General features: G+C 61.6%; 19 protein-coding genes and 1 tRNA gene. 13 read left to right on the plus strand and 7 right to left on the minus strand.

Annotated features, from left to right (window positions below; translation table 11 throughout):
- Positions 1-182 precede the first annotated feature (182 nt).
- Both P0Y65_18145 and P0Y65_18150 read left to right on the plus strand, forming a co-directional pair.
- Positions 183-587, plus strand: a complete 405-nt coding sequence (locus P0Y65_18145) for a TIGR02300 family protein (protein ID WEK04083.1) — start codon at positions 183-185, stop codon at positions 585-587.
- A gap of 143 nt (positions 588-730) precedes the next feature.
- Positions 731-806: transfer RNA gene (locus P0Y65_18150), tRNA-Ala, on the plus strand.
- Positions 807-853: 47 nt separating this feature from the next.
- On the opposite strand, the gene P0Y65_18155 is transcribed toward P0Y65_18150, so the two are convergent.
- The gene (locus tag P0Y65_18155) at positions 854-2,599 is read right to left on the minus strand and encodes a caspase family protein (GenBank protein ID WEK04084.1); all 1,746 of its coding nucleotides are present in this window, start codon (positions 2,597-2,599) and stop codon (positions 854-856) included.
- 234 nt (positions 2,600-2,833) lie between these two features.
- Between P0Y65_18155 and P0Y65_18160 the strand changes: the two genes are divergently transcribed.
- The 6 genes from P0Y65_18160 (at position 2,834) to P0Y65_18185 (ending at position 8,860) form a co-directional block, all read left to right on the plus strand.
- Positions 2,834-3,430 carry an exopolysaccharide biosynthesis protein gene (locus P0Y65_18160; protein WEK04085.1) on the plus strand — a complete coding sequence of 199 codons (597 nt, stop codon included), beginning with the start codon at positions 2,834-2,836 and terminating at the stop codon, positions 3,428-3,430.
- Positions 3,430-5,148 (plus strand): alpha/beta-hydrolase family protein, encoded by a 1,719-nt coding sequence (locus P0Y65_18165; protein ID WEK04086.1) that lies wholly within the window; start codon positions 3,430-3,432, stop codon positions 5,146-5,148. Before P0Y65_18160 ends, P0Y65_18165 begins: the two co-directional genes overlap by 1 nt.
- 103 nt (positions 5,149-5,251) lie before the next feature.
- Entirely contained in the window at positions 5,252-5,854 is a 603-nt protein-coding gene (locus tag P0Y65_18170) for a nitroreductase family protein (protein WEK06836.1), read from the plus strand.
- Positions 5,855-5,891: 37 nt separating this feature from the next.
- On the plus strand, positions 5,892-7,067 hold the full coding sequence (locus P0Y65_18175; protein ID WEK04087.1) for a crosslink repair DNA glycosylase YcaQ family protein: 1,176 nt from the start codon (positions 5,892-5,894) through the stop codon (positions 7,065-7,067).
- 76 nt (positions 7,068-7,143) lie between these two features.
- The gene (pncB, locus tag P0Y65_18180) at positions 7,144-8,457 is read left to right on the plus strand and encodes a nicotinate phosphoribosyltransferase (protein WEK04088.1); all 1,314 of its coding nucleotides are present in this window, start codon (positions 7,144-7,146) and stop codon (positions 8,455-8,457) included.
- A 145-nt stretch (positions 8,458-8,602) separates the two neighbouring features.
- The gene (locus P0Y65_18185; protein ID WEK04089.1) at positions 8,603-8,860 is read left to right on the plus strand and encodes a hypothetical protein; all 258 of its coding nucleotides are present in this window, start codon (positions 8,603-8,605) and stop codon (positions 8,858-8,860) included.
- Here P0Y65_18185 and P0Y65_18190 read toward each other — a convergent pair.
- From P0Y65_18190 to tsaB, 5 genes are all read right to left on the minus strand, one after another.
- A complete protein-coding gene (locus P0Y65_18190; GenBank protein ID WEK04090.1) occupies positions 8,857-9,099 on the minus strand; it encodes a hypothetical protein in 243 nt (80 codons plus the stop codon). The genes P0Y65_18185 and P0Y65_18190 overlap by 4 nt on opposite strands.
- A gap of 91 nt (positions 9,100-9,190) precedes the next feature.
- Entirely contained in the window at positions 9,191-9,991 is an 801-nt protein-coding gene (locus tag P0Y65_18195; protein WEK04091.1) for a lysophospholipid acyltransferase family protein, read from the minus strand.
- Positions 9,988-10,377: a Fur family transcriptional regulator gene (locus P0Y65_18200; protein WEK06837.1), complete on the minus strand. Its 390-nt coding sequence runs from the start codon at positions 10,375-10,377 to the stop codon at positions 9,988-9,990. The genes P0Y65_18195 and P0Y65_18200 overlap by 4 nt, the downstream gene beginning before the upstream one ends.
- Before the next feature lie 90 nt (positions 10,378-10,467).
- On the minus strand, positions 10,468-10,947 hold the full coding sequence (gene rimI / locus P0Y65_18205; protein WEK04092.1) for a ribosomal protein S18-alanine N-acetyltransferase: 480 nt from the start codon (positions 10,945-10,947) through the stop codon (positions 10,468-10,470).
- Between the two features lie 4 nt (positions 10,948-10,951).
- Entirely contained in the window at positions 10,952-11,548 is a 597-nt protein-coding gene (gene tsaB / locus P0Y65_18210; protein ID WEK04093.1) for a tRNA (adenosine(37)-N6)-threonylcarbamoyltransferase complex dimerization subunit type 1 TsaB, read from the minus strand.
- A 146-nt stretch (positions 11,549-11,694) separates the two neighbouring features.
- Between tsaB and lnt the strand changes: the two genes are divergently transcribed.
- From lnt to P0Y65_18230, 4 genes are all read left to right on the plus strand, one after another.
- Positions 11,695-13,311, plus strand: coding sequence for an apolipoprotein N-acyltransferase (gene lnt, locus P0Y65_18215; protein ID WEK04094.1), 1,617 nt, complete (start codon positions 11,695-11,697; stop codon positions 13,309-13,311).
- A gap of 455 nt (positions 13,312-13,766) precedes the next feature.
- On the plus strand, positions 13,767-15,023 hold the full coding sequence (gene metK, locus P0Y65_18220) for a methionine adenosyltransferase (GenBank protein ID WEK04095.1): 1,257 nt from the start codon (positions 13,767-13,769) through the stop codon (positions 15,021-15,023).
- A 140-nt stretch (positions 15,024-15,163) separates the two neighbouring features.
- Positions 15,164-15,868, plus strand: coding sequence for a tRNA (guanosine(46)-N7)-methyltransferase TrmB (gene trmB, locus P0Y65_18225; protein WEK04096.1), 705 nt, complete (start codon positions 15,164-15,166; stop codon positions 15,866-15,868).
- Between the two features lie 118 nt (positions 15,869-15,986).
- The gene (locus tag P0Y65_18230) at positions 15,987-16,370 is read left to right on the plus strand and encodes a helix-turn-helix domain-containing protein (GenBank protein ID WEK04097.1); all 384 of its coding nucleotides are present in this window, start codon (positions 15,987-15,989) and stop codon (positions 16,368-16,370) included.
- A gap of 59 nt (positions 16,371-16,429) precedes the next feature.
- Here P0Y65_18230 and P0Y65_18235 read toward each other — a convergent pair whose 3' ends face one another.
- Positions 16,430-16,705, minus strand: a complete 276-nt coding sequence (locus tag P0Y65_18235; protein ID WEK04098.1) for a hypothetical protein — start codon at positions 16,703-16,705, stop codon at positions 16,430-16,432.
- A 257-nt stretch (positions 16,706-16,962) separates the two neighbouring features.
- Here P0Y65_18235 and P0Y65_18240 point away from each other — a divergent pair, with 257 nt between their 5' ends.
- Positions 16,963-17,628, plus strand: coding sequence for an FAD-binding oxidoreductase (locus P0Y65_18240; GenBank protein WEK04099.1), 666 nt, complete (start codon positions 16,963-16,965; stop codon positions 17,626-17,628).
- Positions 17,629-17,645 lie beyond the last annotated feature (17 nt).

A 17,645-nucleotide genomic window follows, 5' to 3' on the forward strand; every position in this document is an offset into this window, starting at 1 on the left:
CTTGTTCATGGCTTTCGACCGGCTCTAGCACGGCCCGTGCCGGCAAGGCCACAGCAAGCGACACGCCGGAACCCGCTCTCCACATTTTCGGTTTGACAGGGCTCCTGTTTGTCCATAACCGGACTGACCGAACCGGGGATGCCAGTTTTTTGGGCCCCTCAAACCCCAGACGAGGAACATCGATGGCCAGTTCCGAACGCGGCACAAAACGCACCGATCCCGAAACGGGCAAGAAGTTCTACGATCTCAACCAGGACCCGGTGGTCTCGCCCTATACGGGCAAGAGCTATCCGCGCTCCTTCTTCGAGCAGGTTCTCGCCGGCAAGCCTTCGCCCGTCACCGCCCGCAAGGTGGATGACGAGGACGAGACCGAAGAGGACACCGAGGAAGAGGATGCAGCAGCACCCGAAATCGTGAGCCTCGAGGACGCCGACGCCGAAGAATCCGGCGACGAGGAAATTCCAGAGACCGATGACGTCGAGGTTGACGAAGAGCTTGGCGACGACGAGGAAGATGTGTTCCTCGAGGAAGACGAAGACGAGGACGACGAACTCGGCTTTGACGTCGGCAGCGACGAAGACCGCTGATTTTTCAATCACTTGACCCGCTGTCTTGAGAATATGCACAGCGGGTCAAAAAAGTGTCGCAAGGCACTTGCGCGGGGCGAATTGATCCAATAGGTTCCGCCTCGCTCCGGCAGGGTTCGCCCAGCCGGACACACCAGAATGATGGGGCCATAGCTCAGCTGGGAGAGCGCTTGCATGGCATGCAAGAGGTCAGCGGTTCGATCCCGCTTGGCTCCACCAAATCCTTCCCAGCACATGCGTGTGAAATACAGCGCCCCTGGCCGCGGTCAGCCGGCTGTCCACGGCACGTTATATTTCAGGATCTCCTCCGGCCCCAGGATCGTAGGCCGTTGCGCATAGCCCAGTTCCTGCAATTGGTCGCGAACGGCATCAATCAGCTCCTCAAAGCTTATCTTCTTGCTACGCCTCAGAATGCTGTCCAAGCTGAAGGTGAAGGCACCATGGCTCGTTGCGCCGTGGCGATATTCATATGAAAACTCATCTTCGCCGCAGGCTTCGATGATGACGGGAAGATAGGGAGCGATGAAGGCGCTCTTGGCCCCCTTTTCTTGCTTCATGCGCAACATGGCGGCCCGCCCAAGACGTTCGGTAGCACCCTCGGGGCCGAAATAGCGCACCTGCACCTCCGTGTTCTTCGTAAAGTCCGGATTGATGCGGGCAAAGTCGCGGGCGACCCACATGCCCGCCTTCTGGTCCCACTTGAGCTCACGATGCCGAATGTCGTCGGGCGGGACAATGCCGCGGGGGCGCGCCGCTCCATCGCGATGAATACCGCCGGAGTGGCAGCAATCGAAAATCATCACCAGCCGTGTTTCATAGGGCAGCTGGCAATAGAGATTGTAGATCTGGTCATCGGCGATCCAACGCTCCGGCGTCCAGTCGAAATCCCATGGCACCAGCGTTTCCACAAAGTGGTCTGGCTCGAAATTCTCGCCATATTCGGGGACCCTGGCGCCATGCCCGCTATAGTAGAACACCAGTTCGTCGCCTGGTCGCGGATCGTCAACCAGCCATTGCAGACGGGACAGGATGCCTTCGGTGGTCGCCCGGTCATCGAGGCAGACGCGGATGGCGTCGGGTGGCACGCCGCAGCTTTGCAGCACTGCGCTCATGGTGAAGACATCGTTGATGCATCCCTCCAGCCGCTGCGCCGGATTGGGATAGTCGTTAATGCCAACCAGCAGCGCCTTTTGCACCTTCTTGCGGGGCTCGGCGGGAGTCTTGACCAACGCCCTAGCCTTGGGTTCCGGCGCCGTCACCGCCGCCAGCGCGATGGGCTTCCAGACGTTTTCGATGGTTTCGCTATGGCCCAGATAACTTTCCGCCGCATGATCGCCGATGCCGTCGAGATCGAAAGGCGTGTCGGTCTGGCGGAAGGTCGGCATGTCTGGCAGGCGAATCGCCTCGGTGAACACGTCGTCATATTTGTTGTAGAGGTGACGCCAGTTTCGCACACCAAGCGGCTGGATACGCCCATTGGTGAGGTTGCCCTGCACGAATGCATTGCCAATCTGCGAGCCGAAGGTGATGTAGTCGGCCTTGCCGAGAATGGTCTCGATGGAGCCTTTCTGCGAGTCTTCATGGCTGAAGGCATTGTAGGTCACGAGCGACCCCAGGCTGTGCGCCAGGATGATGTCGGGCTTGATATCGCCAACCGCTTCAAGGATGCGCTGGCGTGCCTTGGCCTTGAATTGCTCGTCCTCAACCCAGGCGACGACATAGCCGGCGCTCCACCGGATCTTGTCGGAAATGTCGGACAGGACGCCGCGTTCGCGGCCAATGCTGGAAGCGCCGCTTTTGGCGAGTTTCCAGAAGGCTTTCGCCGCCTCGAGCCAGGATATGTCGATTGTCTCGAAGATATCGTCATAGGAGACAAACTGAAAATCCAGTTCCAGCTCCGGGACGTCGGGGAAAGCCGCCCTCACCGCATCGGACCACCGACTTTTCCAGTCGGAAGCCCTGTGATCCCCCAGTCCATGCACGCCGAGCAGCGTGAGCGTCTTGTCAGGCATATCCACCTCCCTCATCATCAGGATGAGCAGGCTATTGCCGAGCAAAGGGGCGTGTAGTCAGTACAAGCGAGTAGTCACTACGACGTAGGCGACGTGTGCCAAGCCTCGTTGAGCGGCTCTGATTTGACCGAAGACGCGCAGTGGCAATGAAACATTGCTGTGCGACCATTTCCCATTGTCCCTGGCCAGACGGCGCCGCTAAGGTCACACCAGTCCAACGCGATCGATTTGCCCTTGTCCCTTTCTCCCGTCGAAGCCAGCATTGGCGCCATTGCCAGCAAAGTCCGCAGCAGTGACGGGTTGACGGCAGGAGGGCTGGTTTCCCTGCTGGGGAATGCCTCCTATCCCTTGGTGATAATGGTGTTGAGCATGCTCAACATGATTCCCGGCCCGCCTGGTTATGGCGGGACGATTGCTATCACCATCATCAGCGTTACGATTGCGACCCTGCTCGGCAACAGACTGGCGCTGGGTGGCTGGCTCGGGCGGCGGCCGCTGTCGCAAAAACTGCTCGAACGGATGATGACGCAAATGCAGTGGTTTGCCGGGCTGGTGGCCAAGGTCTCGCGCCCGCGGCTGGCCCAATTGACCGGGCCGCGCACGCAATTGCCAACGGCGATCTTCATTCTCCTCGTCAGCCTGCCGATGGTGCTGCCGATTCCCTTCATCAATGCCGTGCCCAATACGGGCATTGCCATCATCTGCGTGTCGCGCATCAATCATGATGGGCTCGGGGTATTGCTCGGCATCGTCGTGGCGCTGGCGGGCCTCGCCATCGCCGCGGGCGCGGTGTGGGGCGTGGTCATGCTAGCCGGCACGGTGATGGGTTGATGAACGCCAGGGGTATTCGCAGGGCACTCTGGGGTCAGGTGGACCGCATCTCCACTGGTGGGTGGCTGCTTGGCCTGTTGTTCTTTGCGTTGGCGCTGACGCCCTCGTTGATCCCGCGCCATTTCACCACCCAAGGCATCCTCTGCGGCTTCTGCTTTGCGGCCGGCTATGGGATCGGGGTGTTCCTCGAATGGCTGTGGGACTATCTCGAGCTCAAGTGGTCGAGCCCGAAGCTGGCGAAGTGGATCGGGCGCCTGGTGGCTTTGGGTTGCCTCCTCCTCGCCATTGCATTTCTGTGGTTTTCAACCGGCTGGCAGAATTCCATCCGGGCGGAAATGGGCGTGGCGCCGGTCGAGGCGCGGCAGCCCTGGTTTGTTGCTGCCATCGCGCTGCTGCCGGCCGGGCTGCTGATTGGCGTGGGGACGCTGCTGGTGCGGGGCGTGCAGTTGGTGTCGTCCTGGCTGCGGCGGATCATTCCACCGCGCGTAGCCTTTGTCGGGGCAGTGCTGGCGGTCGGCATCATCGCCTCGACGCTGGCGGAAGGCGTGCTGGGACGCGGACTGCTCTACGCAGCCGATCGCTTCTATGGCCATCTCGATAGCCTTGCCGGCTCCTATGCCGAAGCGCCGAGTGATCCGTTGCGCTCGGGCAGCGATGCCTCACTGATCGATTGGGATACGATCGGGCTTGATGCGCGCATCTATGTGCAATCGGGACCGACGGTCGCCGAAATCGCCGAGATGACCGGGCGCCCGGCGGTGGAGCCGCTGCGGGTCTATGTCGGCCTGCGCTCGGCCGATACCGCCGAGGCGCGAGCTGCGCTGGCGCTGGCCGAAATGGACCGTGTCGGCGCCTTCGACCGTTCGGTGCTGGTGCTGGTCATGCCGGTGGGGACGGGATGGGTCGAGCCGGCGGCTGTCGACACGCTGGAAATGCTGCATGGCGGCGATGTGGCCAGCGTTGCCGTGCAATATTCCTATCTCACGAGCTGGCTGTCGCTGGTTTCCGAACCCGACGTGGGGGTCGAGACGGCGCGGGCGCTGTTCAATGCGGTCTATGCGCGCTGGACCGAATTGCCACGCGAGACTCGGCCACAACTCTATCTGCACGGCCTCAGCCTTGGCGCCTATAGTTCGGTGGCGTCGAGCTCGATCTATGAAATCCTCGGCGATCCCTTCGATGGTGGATTGTTCGTCGGCACGCCCTTTGCCAGCGAGGCCTGGCTCAGCGCGACGCAGACTCGCGATCCGGGCTCGCCCTGGTGGAAGCCGGAAGTTGGCGACGGCGCGGTGGTCCGCTTTTCCAATGGCTATGGCGACTTGCAGGGCGACAGCCGTCGCTGGGGCCCGCTCCGTACCGTGTTTCTGCAATATCCCAGCGATCCCATCGTCTTTTTTGAACCCAGCATGGCCTGGCGGGCGCCGGTCTGGCTCGGCGACAAGCGTGCGGAAGGCATTTCGCCGCTGCTCGACTGGTATCCGGTGGTCACCTTCCTGCAGTTGGCGCTCGACATGGCGCTGGCCCAGACAGCGCCGATCGGCTTTGGCCATGTCTATGCACCGCAGGACTATCTCGATGCCTGGGTGCAGGTGACGGGGGCGGACGGGTTCTCCGTGGCCGAGATAGACGCCCTGCGCAGCCGCATCGCGCGGCATGGCGAACGCCAGCTGATCGAGGGTGGCTGGTTCCGGCTGCCGCGGGCCGACACGGCATTGTGAGCGGATTTATCCGGTCCAGCGAACGGTTTGGTCACCAGCTGCGGCTTGCAGCAAGACTACCACACGCCTAGCTGCAAGGCTCCTTGAAAGCCTTATGGACCATATGACCATGAATGCCATTTTGCCGCGCAGCACCGCCCACGCCATCGATCCCGATATGTTGGCGCGATGGTCGCCGCGGTCCTTCGCCAGCGATGCCGAGATTTCGCAGGCGGATCTGCTGACCATTCTCGAAGCCGCCCGCTGGGCGCCATCGGCCTTCAATGCCCAGCCCTGGCATTTCATCTATGCGCGGCGCAACAGCGAGTCTTTTGCCGACCTTGTCGACCTGCTGGCGCCGTTCAATCGCGACTGGGCCCAGCATGGTGCGGCGCTGATCTTCATCGCTTCGCAGACCATGCGGGCCGATTCCAAGGGAGGGCTGTCGCCCAGCCGGTCGCATGCCTTCGACGCCGGCGCCGCCTGGGGCATGCTGGCGCTGCAGACGACAAAGCTGGGCTGGCACGCGCATGGCATGGCCGGGCTGGACCACGACAAGGCCATGGAAGTGCTCGGCCTGCCGGAGGGCTGGCGCGTGGAGATTGCCGTGGCTATCGGCAAGAAGGGCGATGGCAGCACGCTGTCGGAAGCCCTCCTGGCGCGCGAAATCCCCAGCCAGCGCCGGCCGCTGGACGAAGTCGCCAGCGAAGGCCGCTTCAGCCTCTGACGCGATAATCGGATTTTCCGATCCGGGCAGAAGTGCCATGCTCTTCTGCTCGAATCGGAATTTCACCTTGGCCAAAGTACCCGTCATCATCGACCAGACCATTGCGCGGCACATCTGGATCGCGGCGCAGAAGCTCGACATCTTAGCGCCCTTCGGCGCTGGGCCGGAGGCGACGCGGGCCGCCATCGCTCATCTGGGCTATGTGCAGATCGATACGATCAATGTGGTGGAGCGCTGCCACCATCATATCCTCTTCTCCCGCATTCCCAACTATCGCCGGAGTGACCTGGCGCATGTGCAGTCCGTGGACAAATCGGTTCTCGAATACTGGACGCATGCGCTGAGCTATGTGCCGACCGAGAACCTGCGGTTTTTCCTGCCGCTGATGAAGGCCTATCGCGACAAGCCGAGCGCCTGGTTCGGCACGGTCAGCAAGGCCGAAGTGTCCGCGATGAAGAAGCGGCTGCGCAGCGAAGGGCCGCTGTCGATGCGCGATATCGACGATGACGAACTGGTCGACAAGGACCACCCCTGGGCCAGCCGCAAGCCGAGCAAGCGCGTGCTGCAGCTGATGTTCTACCAGGGCCATGTGGCAATCGCGGCGCGCGAGGGCATGCTCAAGACCTATGACCTGATCGAGCGTCACTTCGGGTGGGATGCAAGTCCGAAGGCAGCCACCGAGCGGCAGGTTACTGCCCATCTGCTCGACCGCGCCCTGCGCAGCCAAGGGATTGTCAGTCTCGATTCCATCTGCCATCTCAATGCGCCAGCCAAGAAGGCGGTCAAGGAGTTGATCGACGCCCGCGTGAAGGCGAAAAAGCTCGTGCCGGTGGTCCTGGCCGGCGCTGAGAAAGTGCCGCATTGGGCCGAGCCGCAGGTATTGGAAACGGTCGGGTCCGAAGCACCCAATCTGGTGCATATCCTCTCGCCCTTCGACCCGCTGATCATCCAGCGCAAGCGGCTGAAACTGTTCTTTGGCTACGACCATATTTTCGAAGCCTATGTGCCCGCCGCGAAGCGACAAATGGGCTATTTCGCCCTGCCGGTGCTGCTGGGCGACCGCATCGTGGCTGCAGTGGACCTCAAGACCGACCGGACGGCGGGCAAGCTCCTGATCCAGAAGTGGACGGCACTGGAGGATGCAGGGGCACAAGGGCACGCGGCGATCGAGGAAGCGCTGGGGCGCTTCGAGCGGTTTCAACTGGGAAGTTGACCGAACGCTTCGGCCGTCACACGGCTTTCAATCGTTGCAGCTGCACGCTAAAAGCGCTGCCGAAGTGGGGAGTTTCATGGCGACTTATACCGATATGGCGCGCCGGGTGTATAATCATACCTGGAAGCTCGATCCGATCGTGCGGAGCCTCCTCGACACGGATTTCTACAAGCTCCTCATGCTGCAGATGATCTGGGGGCTCTATCCCAAGATCGACGCCACCTTCTCGCTGATCAACCGCACCAAATCGGTGCGCCTGGCCGATGAGATCGACATCGACGAGTTGCGCGCCCAGCTCGATCATGTCCGCACATTGCGTTTCACCAAAAAGGAAATGATCTGGCTGACGGGCAATACCTTCTATGGCTCCAAGCAGATCTTCCAGCCCGGCTTCCTGCGCTGGCTGGAGAATTTCCAGCTGCCGGAGTACCGGCTGGAAAAGGGCGAGGATGGGCAGTTCGTGCTCGACTTCCCCGGGCTCTGGCTCGAGACCACGATGTGGGAAATCCCGGCGCTCGCCATCATCAACGAATTACGCTCGCGCGCGGCGATGAAGCGCTACGGGCCGTTTGCGCTCGACGTGCTCTATGCGCGGGCCAAGGCCAAGATGTGGGACAAGGTCGAAAGGCTGGCCAAGCTCCCCGACCTCAAGATTTCAGATTTCGGCACCCGTCGCCGCCATAGTTTCCTCTGGCAGCGCTGGTGCGTCGAGGCGCTCAAAGAAGGCATTGGCGAGGCCTTTACCGGCACGAGCAATGTCAAGCTGGCCATGGATACCGATGTCGAGGCGCTGGGCACCAATGCGCATGAATTGCCCATGGTGCTGGCGGCGCTGGCGCGATCGGACGCCGAATTGCGCGAAGCGCCCTATCGCGTGCTGCAGGACTGGAAGAGCTATTACGGCGGCAATCTGCTGATCGTCTTGCCCGATGCCTTTGGCACCGACAGCTTCCTGCGCGATGCGCCGGACTGGGTGGCCGACTGGACCGGCTTCCGTCCCGATTCGGCGCCGGCCATCGAGGGCGGCGAACGCATCGTCGACTGGTGGAAGAGTCGCGGCCGCGACCCCAAGGAAAAGCTGCTGATCTTCTCCGACGGGCTCGACGTCGACATGATCGAAGAAGCCTATCTGCATTTCGACGGCAAGGTGCGCATGGCCTTTGGCTGGGGCACCAACCTCACCAATGATTTCGAGGGCTGCGCGCCCGACGGACCCAATCCGGGGCTCGATCCGATCTCGATCGTGGCCAAGGTCAGCGAGGCCAATGGCCGTCCGGCGGTCAAGCTAAGCGATAATCCAGCCAAGGCGACCGGCACGAAATCGGAGATCGAACGCTATATCAAGGTGTTCGGCGACGTCGGCCGCGTTGAACATGCGGTCAAGGTCTGATTCCGAATTAAATTGGTTCGATGACGGAACTCTGACATGGCCAAACCATTGTCGGATGTGGAGAACCCGTGGGTGGGCCATCCGTTAACGTATCGGAAACCATGCCGAGCTAGCGTTTTCGGCGGGGGCTCCAACCGGGGCCGATATGACTTTGCAGCTAATCGATATCAGTGTCAGCGACAAGCAGGCGCATCCGCGTCTGGCTGGGCGCATGACCGGTCATGTGCGCGCTGTGCTCTCGGAATCGCTCGGCGCCCAGGAGCAGACGCATGACCTGCGCATCCCGGTCTGGGCCGATGTGGCTGAAAATGCCAGTGACGCCGATATCGACATGGCCATGATGCTGAAGGCCGCCGATATCATCGCAAGGCTCAAGGCCAATCTCGACACGCAGCCGGGCTAGAACTTCAGCGATTTGAGATAGGCGCGCTGTTCCTCGCTGAGGCCACCGGGGCGGCGTGTCGGCAAGGCGATCGGCACGGGAATGGGTTCGGCGGCGCGGTGGCGGTATGTTGCGGCGTGAGCATAATAGCTTGCCGCGCGCGCCAGTTCGGCATCGGCCTTGAGGCGCTTTTCATCGCGAAAGAACCAGACGAGCGTCGTGATGACGATGGCCCACATCGCCAGCAATTCCCAAACCATTGCGGTCTCCTTGTCGGAGACGTCATAGCTAACGAAGTGTTAACGACCAAAGGGAAGTGCGCGTTAGGCTTACCGGGTAAAACTTTAGCTGTCAGGACTTTAGAGGACGGGCATGACCCCGGTTGAGGGCAACCAGCATGGCGCGGACATCGTCCTCGGCAGCTTTTGAAACCTGCTTGCGATTGCCCTGCCCGGAGAGCGGAAGCGGTTCGCCGAAGCTGACGACCACGTCCTTGACCGGCCCGCCGAGGATCTCGCGAATATTCTGCTTGAGGGACTTGGACCTGACCCAAGCGACCAGCGAGCGTTCGTTGCGGCTGACCGGCAGGCCCTGGAGCCTGGTATAGGCAATGGCCAGCGGCTGGATGTTCACATCCGTCGCGCCTGCCTCCACCATGGCATGCTGGGCCGCCCCAATCAGCGCCGAGCGGAAGGGCAGCAGGTGCGGCCCGATATTGGACTGGCCCTCGGCAAACAGCACCACCGCCGTGCCATCGGCCATCAGCTTGCCCATGGCCTTCGCCGTCTTGCCGGTGCCGGCGCGGCGCGTGCGGTCGACATAGATGGTCTTTTGCAGATTGGCCATCATGGAAACGAAAGGCCATTTGGCGATTTCGCTCTTGGCCACGAAGGCGACATTGGCCACCGCGCCGATGGCGATGATGTCGGTCCAGGACGTATGGTTGGCCGTCAGCAGCGTCGGACGGCCGGTCGCCGGTGCCCCGATCACCCTGACCCGCAGGCCCAGAAAAGTGCAGCCAACCCTGTGAAACAGGCGCGGCACGACATGCCAGAAGGGCAATTTCAGCGCCAGGATCACGGCCTGGGCGGGAATTGCGATGATGAGAAAGGGCACGAAGACGAAAATGAAAAACGGGACGCGGAAGATCATTTCTTGAGTCTGTCAGAACCTTCGATGGGAACGGCATAGAGTTCGAGCCGGTGGTCGACCAGGCGATAGCCCAGGCGCTTGGCGATGACCTCCTGAATGGCCTCGATTTCCTCGTTGCGGAATTCGATGACCTTGCCCGAGCGGATGTCGATCAGGTGATCATGATGTTCGTCGGGGATGAGTTCAAAACGGGCGCGGCCGTCCTTGAAGTCATGCTTGGTGACCAGGCCTGCCTCTTCAAAGAGGTTAACGGTGCGATAGACGGTCGAGAGCGAGATGCGGTCGTCCACGGCCGAGGCGCGGCGATAGAGCTCTTCGACGTCGGGATGGTCGTTGGCGGCTTCGATGATGCGGGCGATGACGCGCCGCTGGTCGGTCATGCGCATGCCCTTGGCGACGCAGGCTTCTTCCAGCGTCGGATCTGTCTCGCTTCTGCTCACGTCAGAGCTCCCAACCCGGTCCGGTTCCCTTCCCGACTACCCAAGATCGCGGGCCATGACAAGCGCGGTGGCCTGCGTCCCGTCGGGCTTGGCGTAGTAGCCCTTGCGGCTCGAGATCGTCGTAAATCCCTGACGCTGATAAAGTTTTATGGCCGCGACATTCTCTTCGCTGACTTCAAGAAACATGCGGCGCGCGGCGCTCAGCAGCAGGTCGTCGAAAACTGCCGTCATCAGCGCCTGGCCGATCTTCTTGCCGCGCCATTTGGGATCCACCGCAATGGTCAGCAATTCGGCCTCGTCGGCCACGGTGCGAATCAGGGCGAAGCCGGCGATATGGCGTCTGGCATCACAAGCCACATAGACCGGGGTGTCGGCATCGTTGAGGAAGTTTTCGAACTCACCCGTGGGCCAGCCGCGATAGAAGCCGAGCGCATGGATGCGCGCCAGCTCGCGCGCATCGGCGGTCCTGCCGGGCTCGATATGGAGCCCCGCGGGCGCCATCCAGAGTTTGAGCATGGGTCTAGCGCCTTTCGATTCGCGCCGCAGTTTGCGGCTTGGCATCGGCATCGCGGATATAATTGGGTTCGGGCGGATTGGTGGCCGGATCGAGCGTGGCGCCGAAGCGGGCGAGAAGACCGATATCGACAAAGGGGAGGGTGATCACCGGCACGCCGGGCGCGAGTGCAGCCTGGGCGATCACCATCGGCAGGAGATCGCCGGCGCTGCTTGGCACGCCGGGTGCGGAGAAGGTCTGGAAATAGGCCTCGTCGCGCCGTGCATCGAGCAGGACGATTACCGGTCCTTCGGCGACCAGCGACAGGGCCACAAGGCTCGAAACACCGACGACCGGAATGTCGCGCGCCAAAGCGATACCCCGCGCTGCCGAAAGGCCGATGCGCAGGCCGGTGAAGGACCCCGGCCCTGTCGTCGTCACCACACGCGTCAGATCGGCATAGGCAATACCATTGCGCGCCAGCAGCTCGGCGATGCGGGCAAAGATCAGTTCGGCGTGCCCGGTGGCGATCTCGTCCACCGAGACATCCACCCGTCCATCGGCCAGCAGAAGGCCGAGTTGTAGACGGGGGGCGGCGGTGTCGATGGCAAGGGTCACACTCATGCCCAAGGCTCTAGCGCCGGGCGGCTTTGGTGTCGAGATGCGTCATGGTGGGGGCACGCGCCAGCGACGCTCGAACCACGGCTTGACGCCCCCTGCCCCGACAGCGACCTTGCCGGCATGCAGATCGATTCGCGTGACACGACATCATGACCTGGCTGGCCGAACACGCCATGCTGAGCCATGGCTGGCGCCGTTTCCTGCTGCTGCTGGTAGCCGGCGCCATTGCGGGCCTGTCCATTCCGCCTTTATTCGTTGTGCCAGCGCTGTTTATCACCTTTCCGGTCTGGGTCTGGTGCCTCGACGGCGCCGAACGGCAGCGCGGCTGGCGGCTGGTTTTCGGGCCGGCATTTTCCATCGGCTTCGCCTTTGGCTGGGGTTATTTCACCGTGGCCTTCCACTGGCTGGGCGCGGCCTTTTTCGTCGATGGCGGCTTCATGGTCGTCCTGATGCCCTTCGCCATCCTGGCTCTGGCCGCGCTGATCGCGTTTTTCTGGGGCATTGGCAGTGCGATAGCGCATCTGTTCTGGTCGCATGGTGCCTGGCGCGTGGTGACGCTGGCGACCTTCGTCACCATTGCCGAATGGGCGCGCGGCCATGTTCTCACAGGCTTTCCCTTTGACCTGCTCGGCTATGCGCTGACGCCCAATGACGAGATGATGCAGATCACCTCGGTGATCGGCATCTATGGCCTCACCTTTGTGGCGGCGCTGATCGCCATGACGCCAGCGCTGATCTGGCCGGCTGACGGACGCCAGCTTGCTCGACGACTTCTTCCATTTTTCCTCTCGATCGCCGTTATCGCCGGGCAATTGGGCTACGGCTACAATCGTTTGAGTGGCACCAAGGCGACCGAGCGGACCGATATCTCCATGCGGCTGGTGCAACCCATGGTCTACGAGCATTCCGATTTCGGGCAAGTTGATCCCGTGGCCCTCATCGATCGGCTGCTGATGCTGTCCGACATGCGGATGGATCCGAGCGACCAGGGGCTGGCCGATATCACCCATCTGGTCTGGCCGGAATCGTCCCTGCCGTTTTACCTCGCCACCTATCCCGACGCGCTGGCGCGCATTTCACGGCTGTTGCCGGAAACCACGACCCTGCTCACCGGCGCGCCACGGCAGAATTACCAGCCCGGCAGCAGCGAACCGGCAGGGCCGGCCTATAATTCGCTGATGGCGATCGACACCAATGGCGAAGTGATTGCCACCTATGACAAGGCCCATCTCGTGCCTTTCGGGGAATTCCTGCCCTATGGCGAGCTGCTGGCGAAAATCGGCATCAAGCAATTCGTGCCGGGAGCGGAGGGCTGGGCGCATGGCGATGCGCGGCGGCGGCTGATGAGCCTTTCGGGAACCCCGAGTTTTTTGGCGCTGATCTGCTACGAAATCCTGTTTTCCGGCGACCTCGGCGACACCGCCAGTGCGCAATATCTGCTCAACATCACCAATGATGCCTGGTTCGATGGCTCCATCGGCCCGGCCCAGCATGCCCATCACGCGCGCATTCGCGCCGTGGAAGAAGGCATGAGCCTGATCCGCGCCGCCAATACGGGCCTGACCTTTGCCACCGATCCGCTGGGCCGCATCACGGCGACCCTGGCGCCGCAGCAGATGGCCGCGCTCGACGTGCGGCCGCATGAGCGGCTGGCGCCGACGATCTTCGCCCAGTTGCGCTACTGGCCGCTGCTGATCGCATTGATCGCAGGGGTTCTGATCTCGCTTGTGGCTGCGCGCAGTGGGCGGAAAAAGCGTATCGCCTGAAGCGTTTAGCGACGCTTTTAAGAATAGTTATCCCCGCTCCTTCACGCTGCCTCATACTGGTCTCATCAGTCGGGCGATGATGGGGTTGCAACGATCAACCGCCCGGCGACTGTCGGGAGGGCTGGGGATCGTTACCCGGCCTGGGTCTGCGGAAAGTAGGTCGGTGTCTATGGCGGCATCGCCGAAAGAGTTCGCCCACCAGAAATCCCGGCGCCCCGAGGCGTGTTGCGTCTCGTTATTATTACTACTCAGAGGCGCAAGCGCCTCGGGGCTCCATCACATGCTGAAAACCGCAGTCAGGCGGCGCTTTGGCATGGGCGCAGAGGCATGCTCCCGGCGACCCGATTGGGATATCAAGCTTTCTTTATATCCCGCTTGACCCATGATGACGGCAATGTCACAACCCCCGGCAGTGGCCCATTCCGGGCGCTTGCTGACTAACCCAGGGGAATTTCGTGGCTCGGTCTTCTTATCTCTTCACCTCCGAATCGGTTTCCGAGGGTCATCCGGACAAGGTCTGCGACCGCATCTCCGACGAAATCGTCGACCTGGTGTTCAAGGAGGCCAAGAAGGTCGGTATGGATCCGGCATCGGTCCGCATCGCCTGCGAGACGCTGGCCACCACCAATCGCGTGGTGATCGCCGGCGAGGTGCGCGTGCCCGAAACGCTGCTCAAGAAGAACAAGGACGGCTCGATCGCCACCGACGAATCCGGTGCGCCCAAGGTCAATCCGGCCAAGTTCAAATCGGCCGCCCGCAAGGCTATCCGTGCCATCGGCTATGAACAGTCGGGCTTCCACTGGAAGAATTGCAGGATCGACGTGCTGCTGCATGGCCAGTCGGCCGATATCGCGCAGGGCGTCGACGAGAGCGGCAACAAGGATGTCGGTGCCGGTGACCAGGGCATCATGTTCGGCTATGCCGCACGCGAGACCCCCGAGCTGCTGCCGGCGCCGATCTACTATGCGCACAAGATCCTCGAAACCCTGACCGTCGCCCGCAAGGAAGGCACTGGTCCCGCTGCCGTGCTCGGCCCGGATGCCAAGAGCCAGGTCACCGTGCGCTATGAAGACGGCAAGCCGGTCGGCGTGACGCAGATCGTGCTCTCGACCCAGCATCTCGATGCGTCGCTGACCTCGGCCGACGTACGCAAGATCGTCGAGCCCTATATCCGCGAGGCCCTGCCGGAAGGCTGGATCGACGCCAAGACCGTCTGGCACGTCAATCCCACCGGAAAATTCGTCGTCGGCGGTCCCGATGGCGATGCCGGCCTTACCGGCCGCAAGATCATTGTCGACACCTATGGCGGCGCGGCCCCGCATGGCGGCGGTGCCTTCTCGGGCAAGGATCCGACCAAGGTTGACCGGTCGGCAGCCTATGCCGCACGCTACCTCGCCAAGAATGTCGTGGCCGCGGGCCTGGCCGATCGCGCCACGATCCAGCTCAGCTATGCCATTGGCGTCGCCCAGCCACTGTCGATCTATGTCGACCTGCATGGCACGGGCAAGGTCGACGAGGCCAAGGTCGAGGAAGCCCTGGGCAAGGTCATGGACCTTACCCCGCGCGGCATCCGCACCCATCTCGACCTCAACAAGCCCATCTACGCCAAGACCTCGGCCTATGGCCACTTCGGCCGCAAAGCCGGCCGTGACGGCAGCTTCTCCTGGGAAAAGACGGACCTGGTGAAGGCGCTGAAAGACGCGGTAGCTTAAAGACTTATCCCCGCTCATTGGGGACAGGTTATGATCTCCGGGAAGTTTGGTCTTTCCGGAGGTTCAGATGACAGAAGAAAGTTGTGTCGACGCTGGTCGCATGGTTATAGGCGCCATGCCATTTCTCTGATCAGGCGACGATGACCGAACACCAGCTTCCCAAAACCCGCTCCGGCGAACCGCGTGCCTTTTTTGGACGCCGTTCCGGCAAGAAACTGCATGGCGGGCAGCAGGCGGTGTTCGATGCGACGCTGCCGGCGCTAGAAATCCAGCTGACGGGCGCGCTTGATCCCAAGGACCTGTTCCCCGAAGCCGAAAAGATCATCATCGAGATCGGCTATGGCGGCGGCGAGCATCTGGCACTGGAGGCAGGACGGTACCGCCAAACCGGCTATATCGGCTGCGAAGTGTTCACCGGCGGCATCGGCAAGATGGTGCAGACCATTGCTGCCGAGGGTCTGGAAAATGTGCGTCTCTTCACTGACGATGCGTTCAAACTGCTGGTCGAGCTGCCCGACGCTTCGGTGGACGAAATCTACCTGCTCTATCCCGACCCCTGGCCCAAGACACGGCATCACAAGCGCCGGTTTGTCTCGCCAACGACACTGAAAGAGCTGGCGCGGGTGATCCGTCCGGGCGGGCTATTCCATTTCGCCAGCGACATCGAAGATTACGCGAACTGGACGCTAGCCCATATCGTGCGGGCGCCCGAATTTTCCTTCGCGCCGGAGCGGCCCGGTGGCTGGCACGAGCCCTATGAGGGCTGGCAGGCCACGCGTTACGAGCAGAAAGCACGGCGCGAGGGCCGCATGATCAGCTTCTATTTCAGCTTCACGCGACGGTGACTGTACGGCGGCTGCGAACGCTGCCTCTCGCCAAACTTGTCAAAGTTTAATGCCTTGGCTCTGGTAGTGCCGCAATTGCGCCCCATATCGAACACTCGACAAGCGTCAAGAGGTTCCCATGTCCATCCTTGCAACCACCAGCCAGCATGACCTGACCGTGCTGACAGCCAAGAAAGGCAAATGGACGCTGACGGTGATCACGCTGCTGCGCGAAGAGGCGCTGCGTTTCAACGAGATCAAGCGCGCCGGCGGCATTTCACAGAAGACGTTGACCGTTACGCTGCGAGCGCTTGAGCGTGATGGCTTCGTGACCCGGACGATGTTTGCGACCATTCCGCCGCGGGTCGACTATGAGTTGACGCCGATGGGCCGTGACCTGTTGGGCTTGGCCGATGCCCTGCAGGATTTTGCAGAGCGCAATGGCCCCGGCGTCAGGGCAGCGCGGGAGCGGTTCGACGCCAATGGCGGCGAGCCCGTCGTCAAACTTATCCACGCCGGTTAAATCCAGCATAGACTACGGGCGCCGCCGAGCTGATCGGCGGCGCCGTGGTCAGGCTGTGATTAGAACGTCACCTGCTCAAGCGAGCCGGGGGTGTAGAACTGCATGGTCTGGGTGCCGTCTTCCAGAGTGACATAGGCGCGAACCAGGCCGTTCCAGTCTTCGACCTCAGTGGCATTGATGCCCTTCTGGTTGAGCTGGGCGACAGCGGAATCCTGCAGGAAGTCGCGCATTTCGAGGGTGTTGTTGTCACCGAATGCGGTGTCAGCAAAAGCAGGAGCGGCAACGCCGGCCATGGCAGCAGCAGCAACGAGAGCGATAACAGTGTTCTTGATCATTTCGAGTGTTCCTTTCGTTTGAACACCCTGGAAATGAGGATGGATCGAAAAGCTTCCAAGTGACGATTTCGCTGAATCTTGCCCTTGAAGTCGGCGTCATACCCACGAGGGTTTTCTGATGGAAATCAGGGGGTTGCCGAGCTACCCAGTTTCTTTTGAGACACCAGGTTCTGTCCAGGTAACGGTCCGGCGCGCATGGCGATTCGGGATGGGAACCAAAGCCGGAGGCCCTGCTTATCTCCTCAAAGGAGAGCGCCATGCCCACTCGCGTCCAGATTCTCAAGACCGAAATGGTCACTCACAATGTGCGACACTATCGTGTCGAAAAACCGAAAAAATTTCATTTCGGGCCCGGACAGGCCACCGAAGTCAGTATCGACAAGCCCGACTGGGCCAATGAAAAGCGGCCTTTCACCTTTACGTCGCTGCAGGATGATAGCGATCTCGAATTTACCATCAAGAGCTATCGCGACCATCCGGGTGTCACCAATGCGCTGTGGGGCTGCGAAGCGGGCGATTATCTGCTTCTGCGCGACGTCTGGGGCACGATCCAATACAAGGGACCAGGCACGTTCATTGCCGGTGGGGCGGGCGTTACGCCGTTCATCGCCATCCTGCGCAGCCTCAATGCCAAGGGCGGTCTCAAGGGTAACCGGCTGATCGTTTCCAACCGGGAAGAAAAAGACATCATCCTGCGTGACGAATTCGAGGCGATGGATGGGCTGGAAACGCTGTGGACGGTGACGGGCGATCCCAAGTCAAAGCTTTTGCAGGAGCGGATCGACACGGCGTTTCTCAAGACGCATGTCACCGACTTCAGCCAGAATTTCTACCTCTGCGGGCCCGAGGCCATGGTGGCCGACCTCCGCGCATCGCTGGAGGAACTGGGTGCCAATGTGTCGAGCGTCACCTGGGAGAAATAGGCCGGCCTTGCGACTCC

This window comes from Candidatus Devosia phytovorans (genome assembly GCA_029202405.1).
Classification (GTDB): Bacteria; Pseudomonadota; Alphaproteobacteria; order Rhizobiales; family Devosiaceae; genus Devosia; species Devosia phytovorans.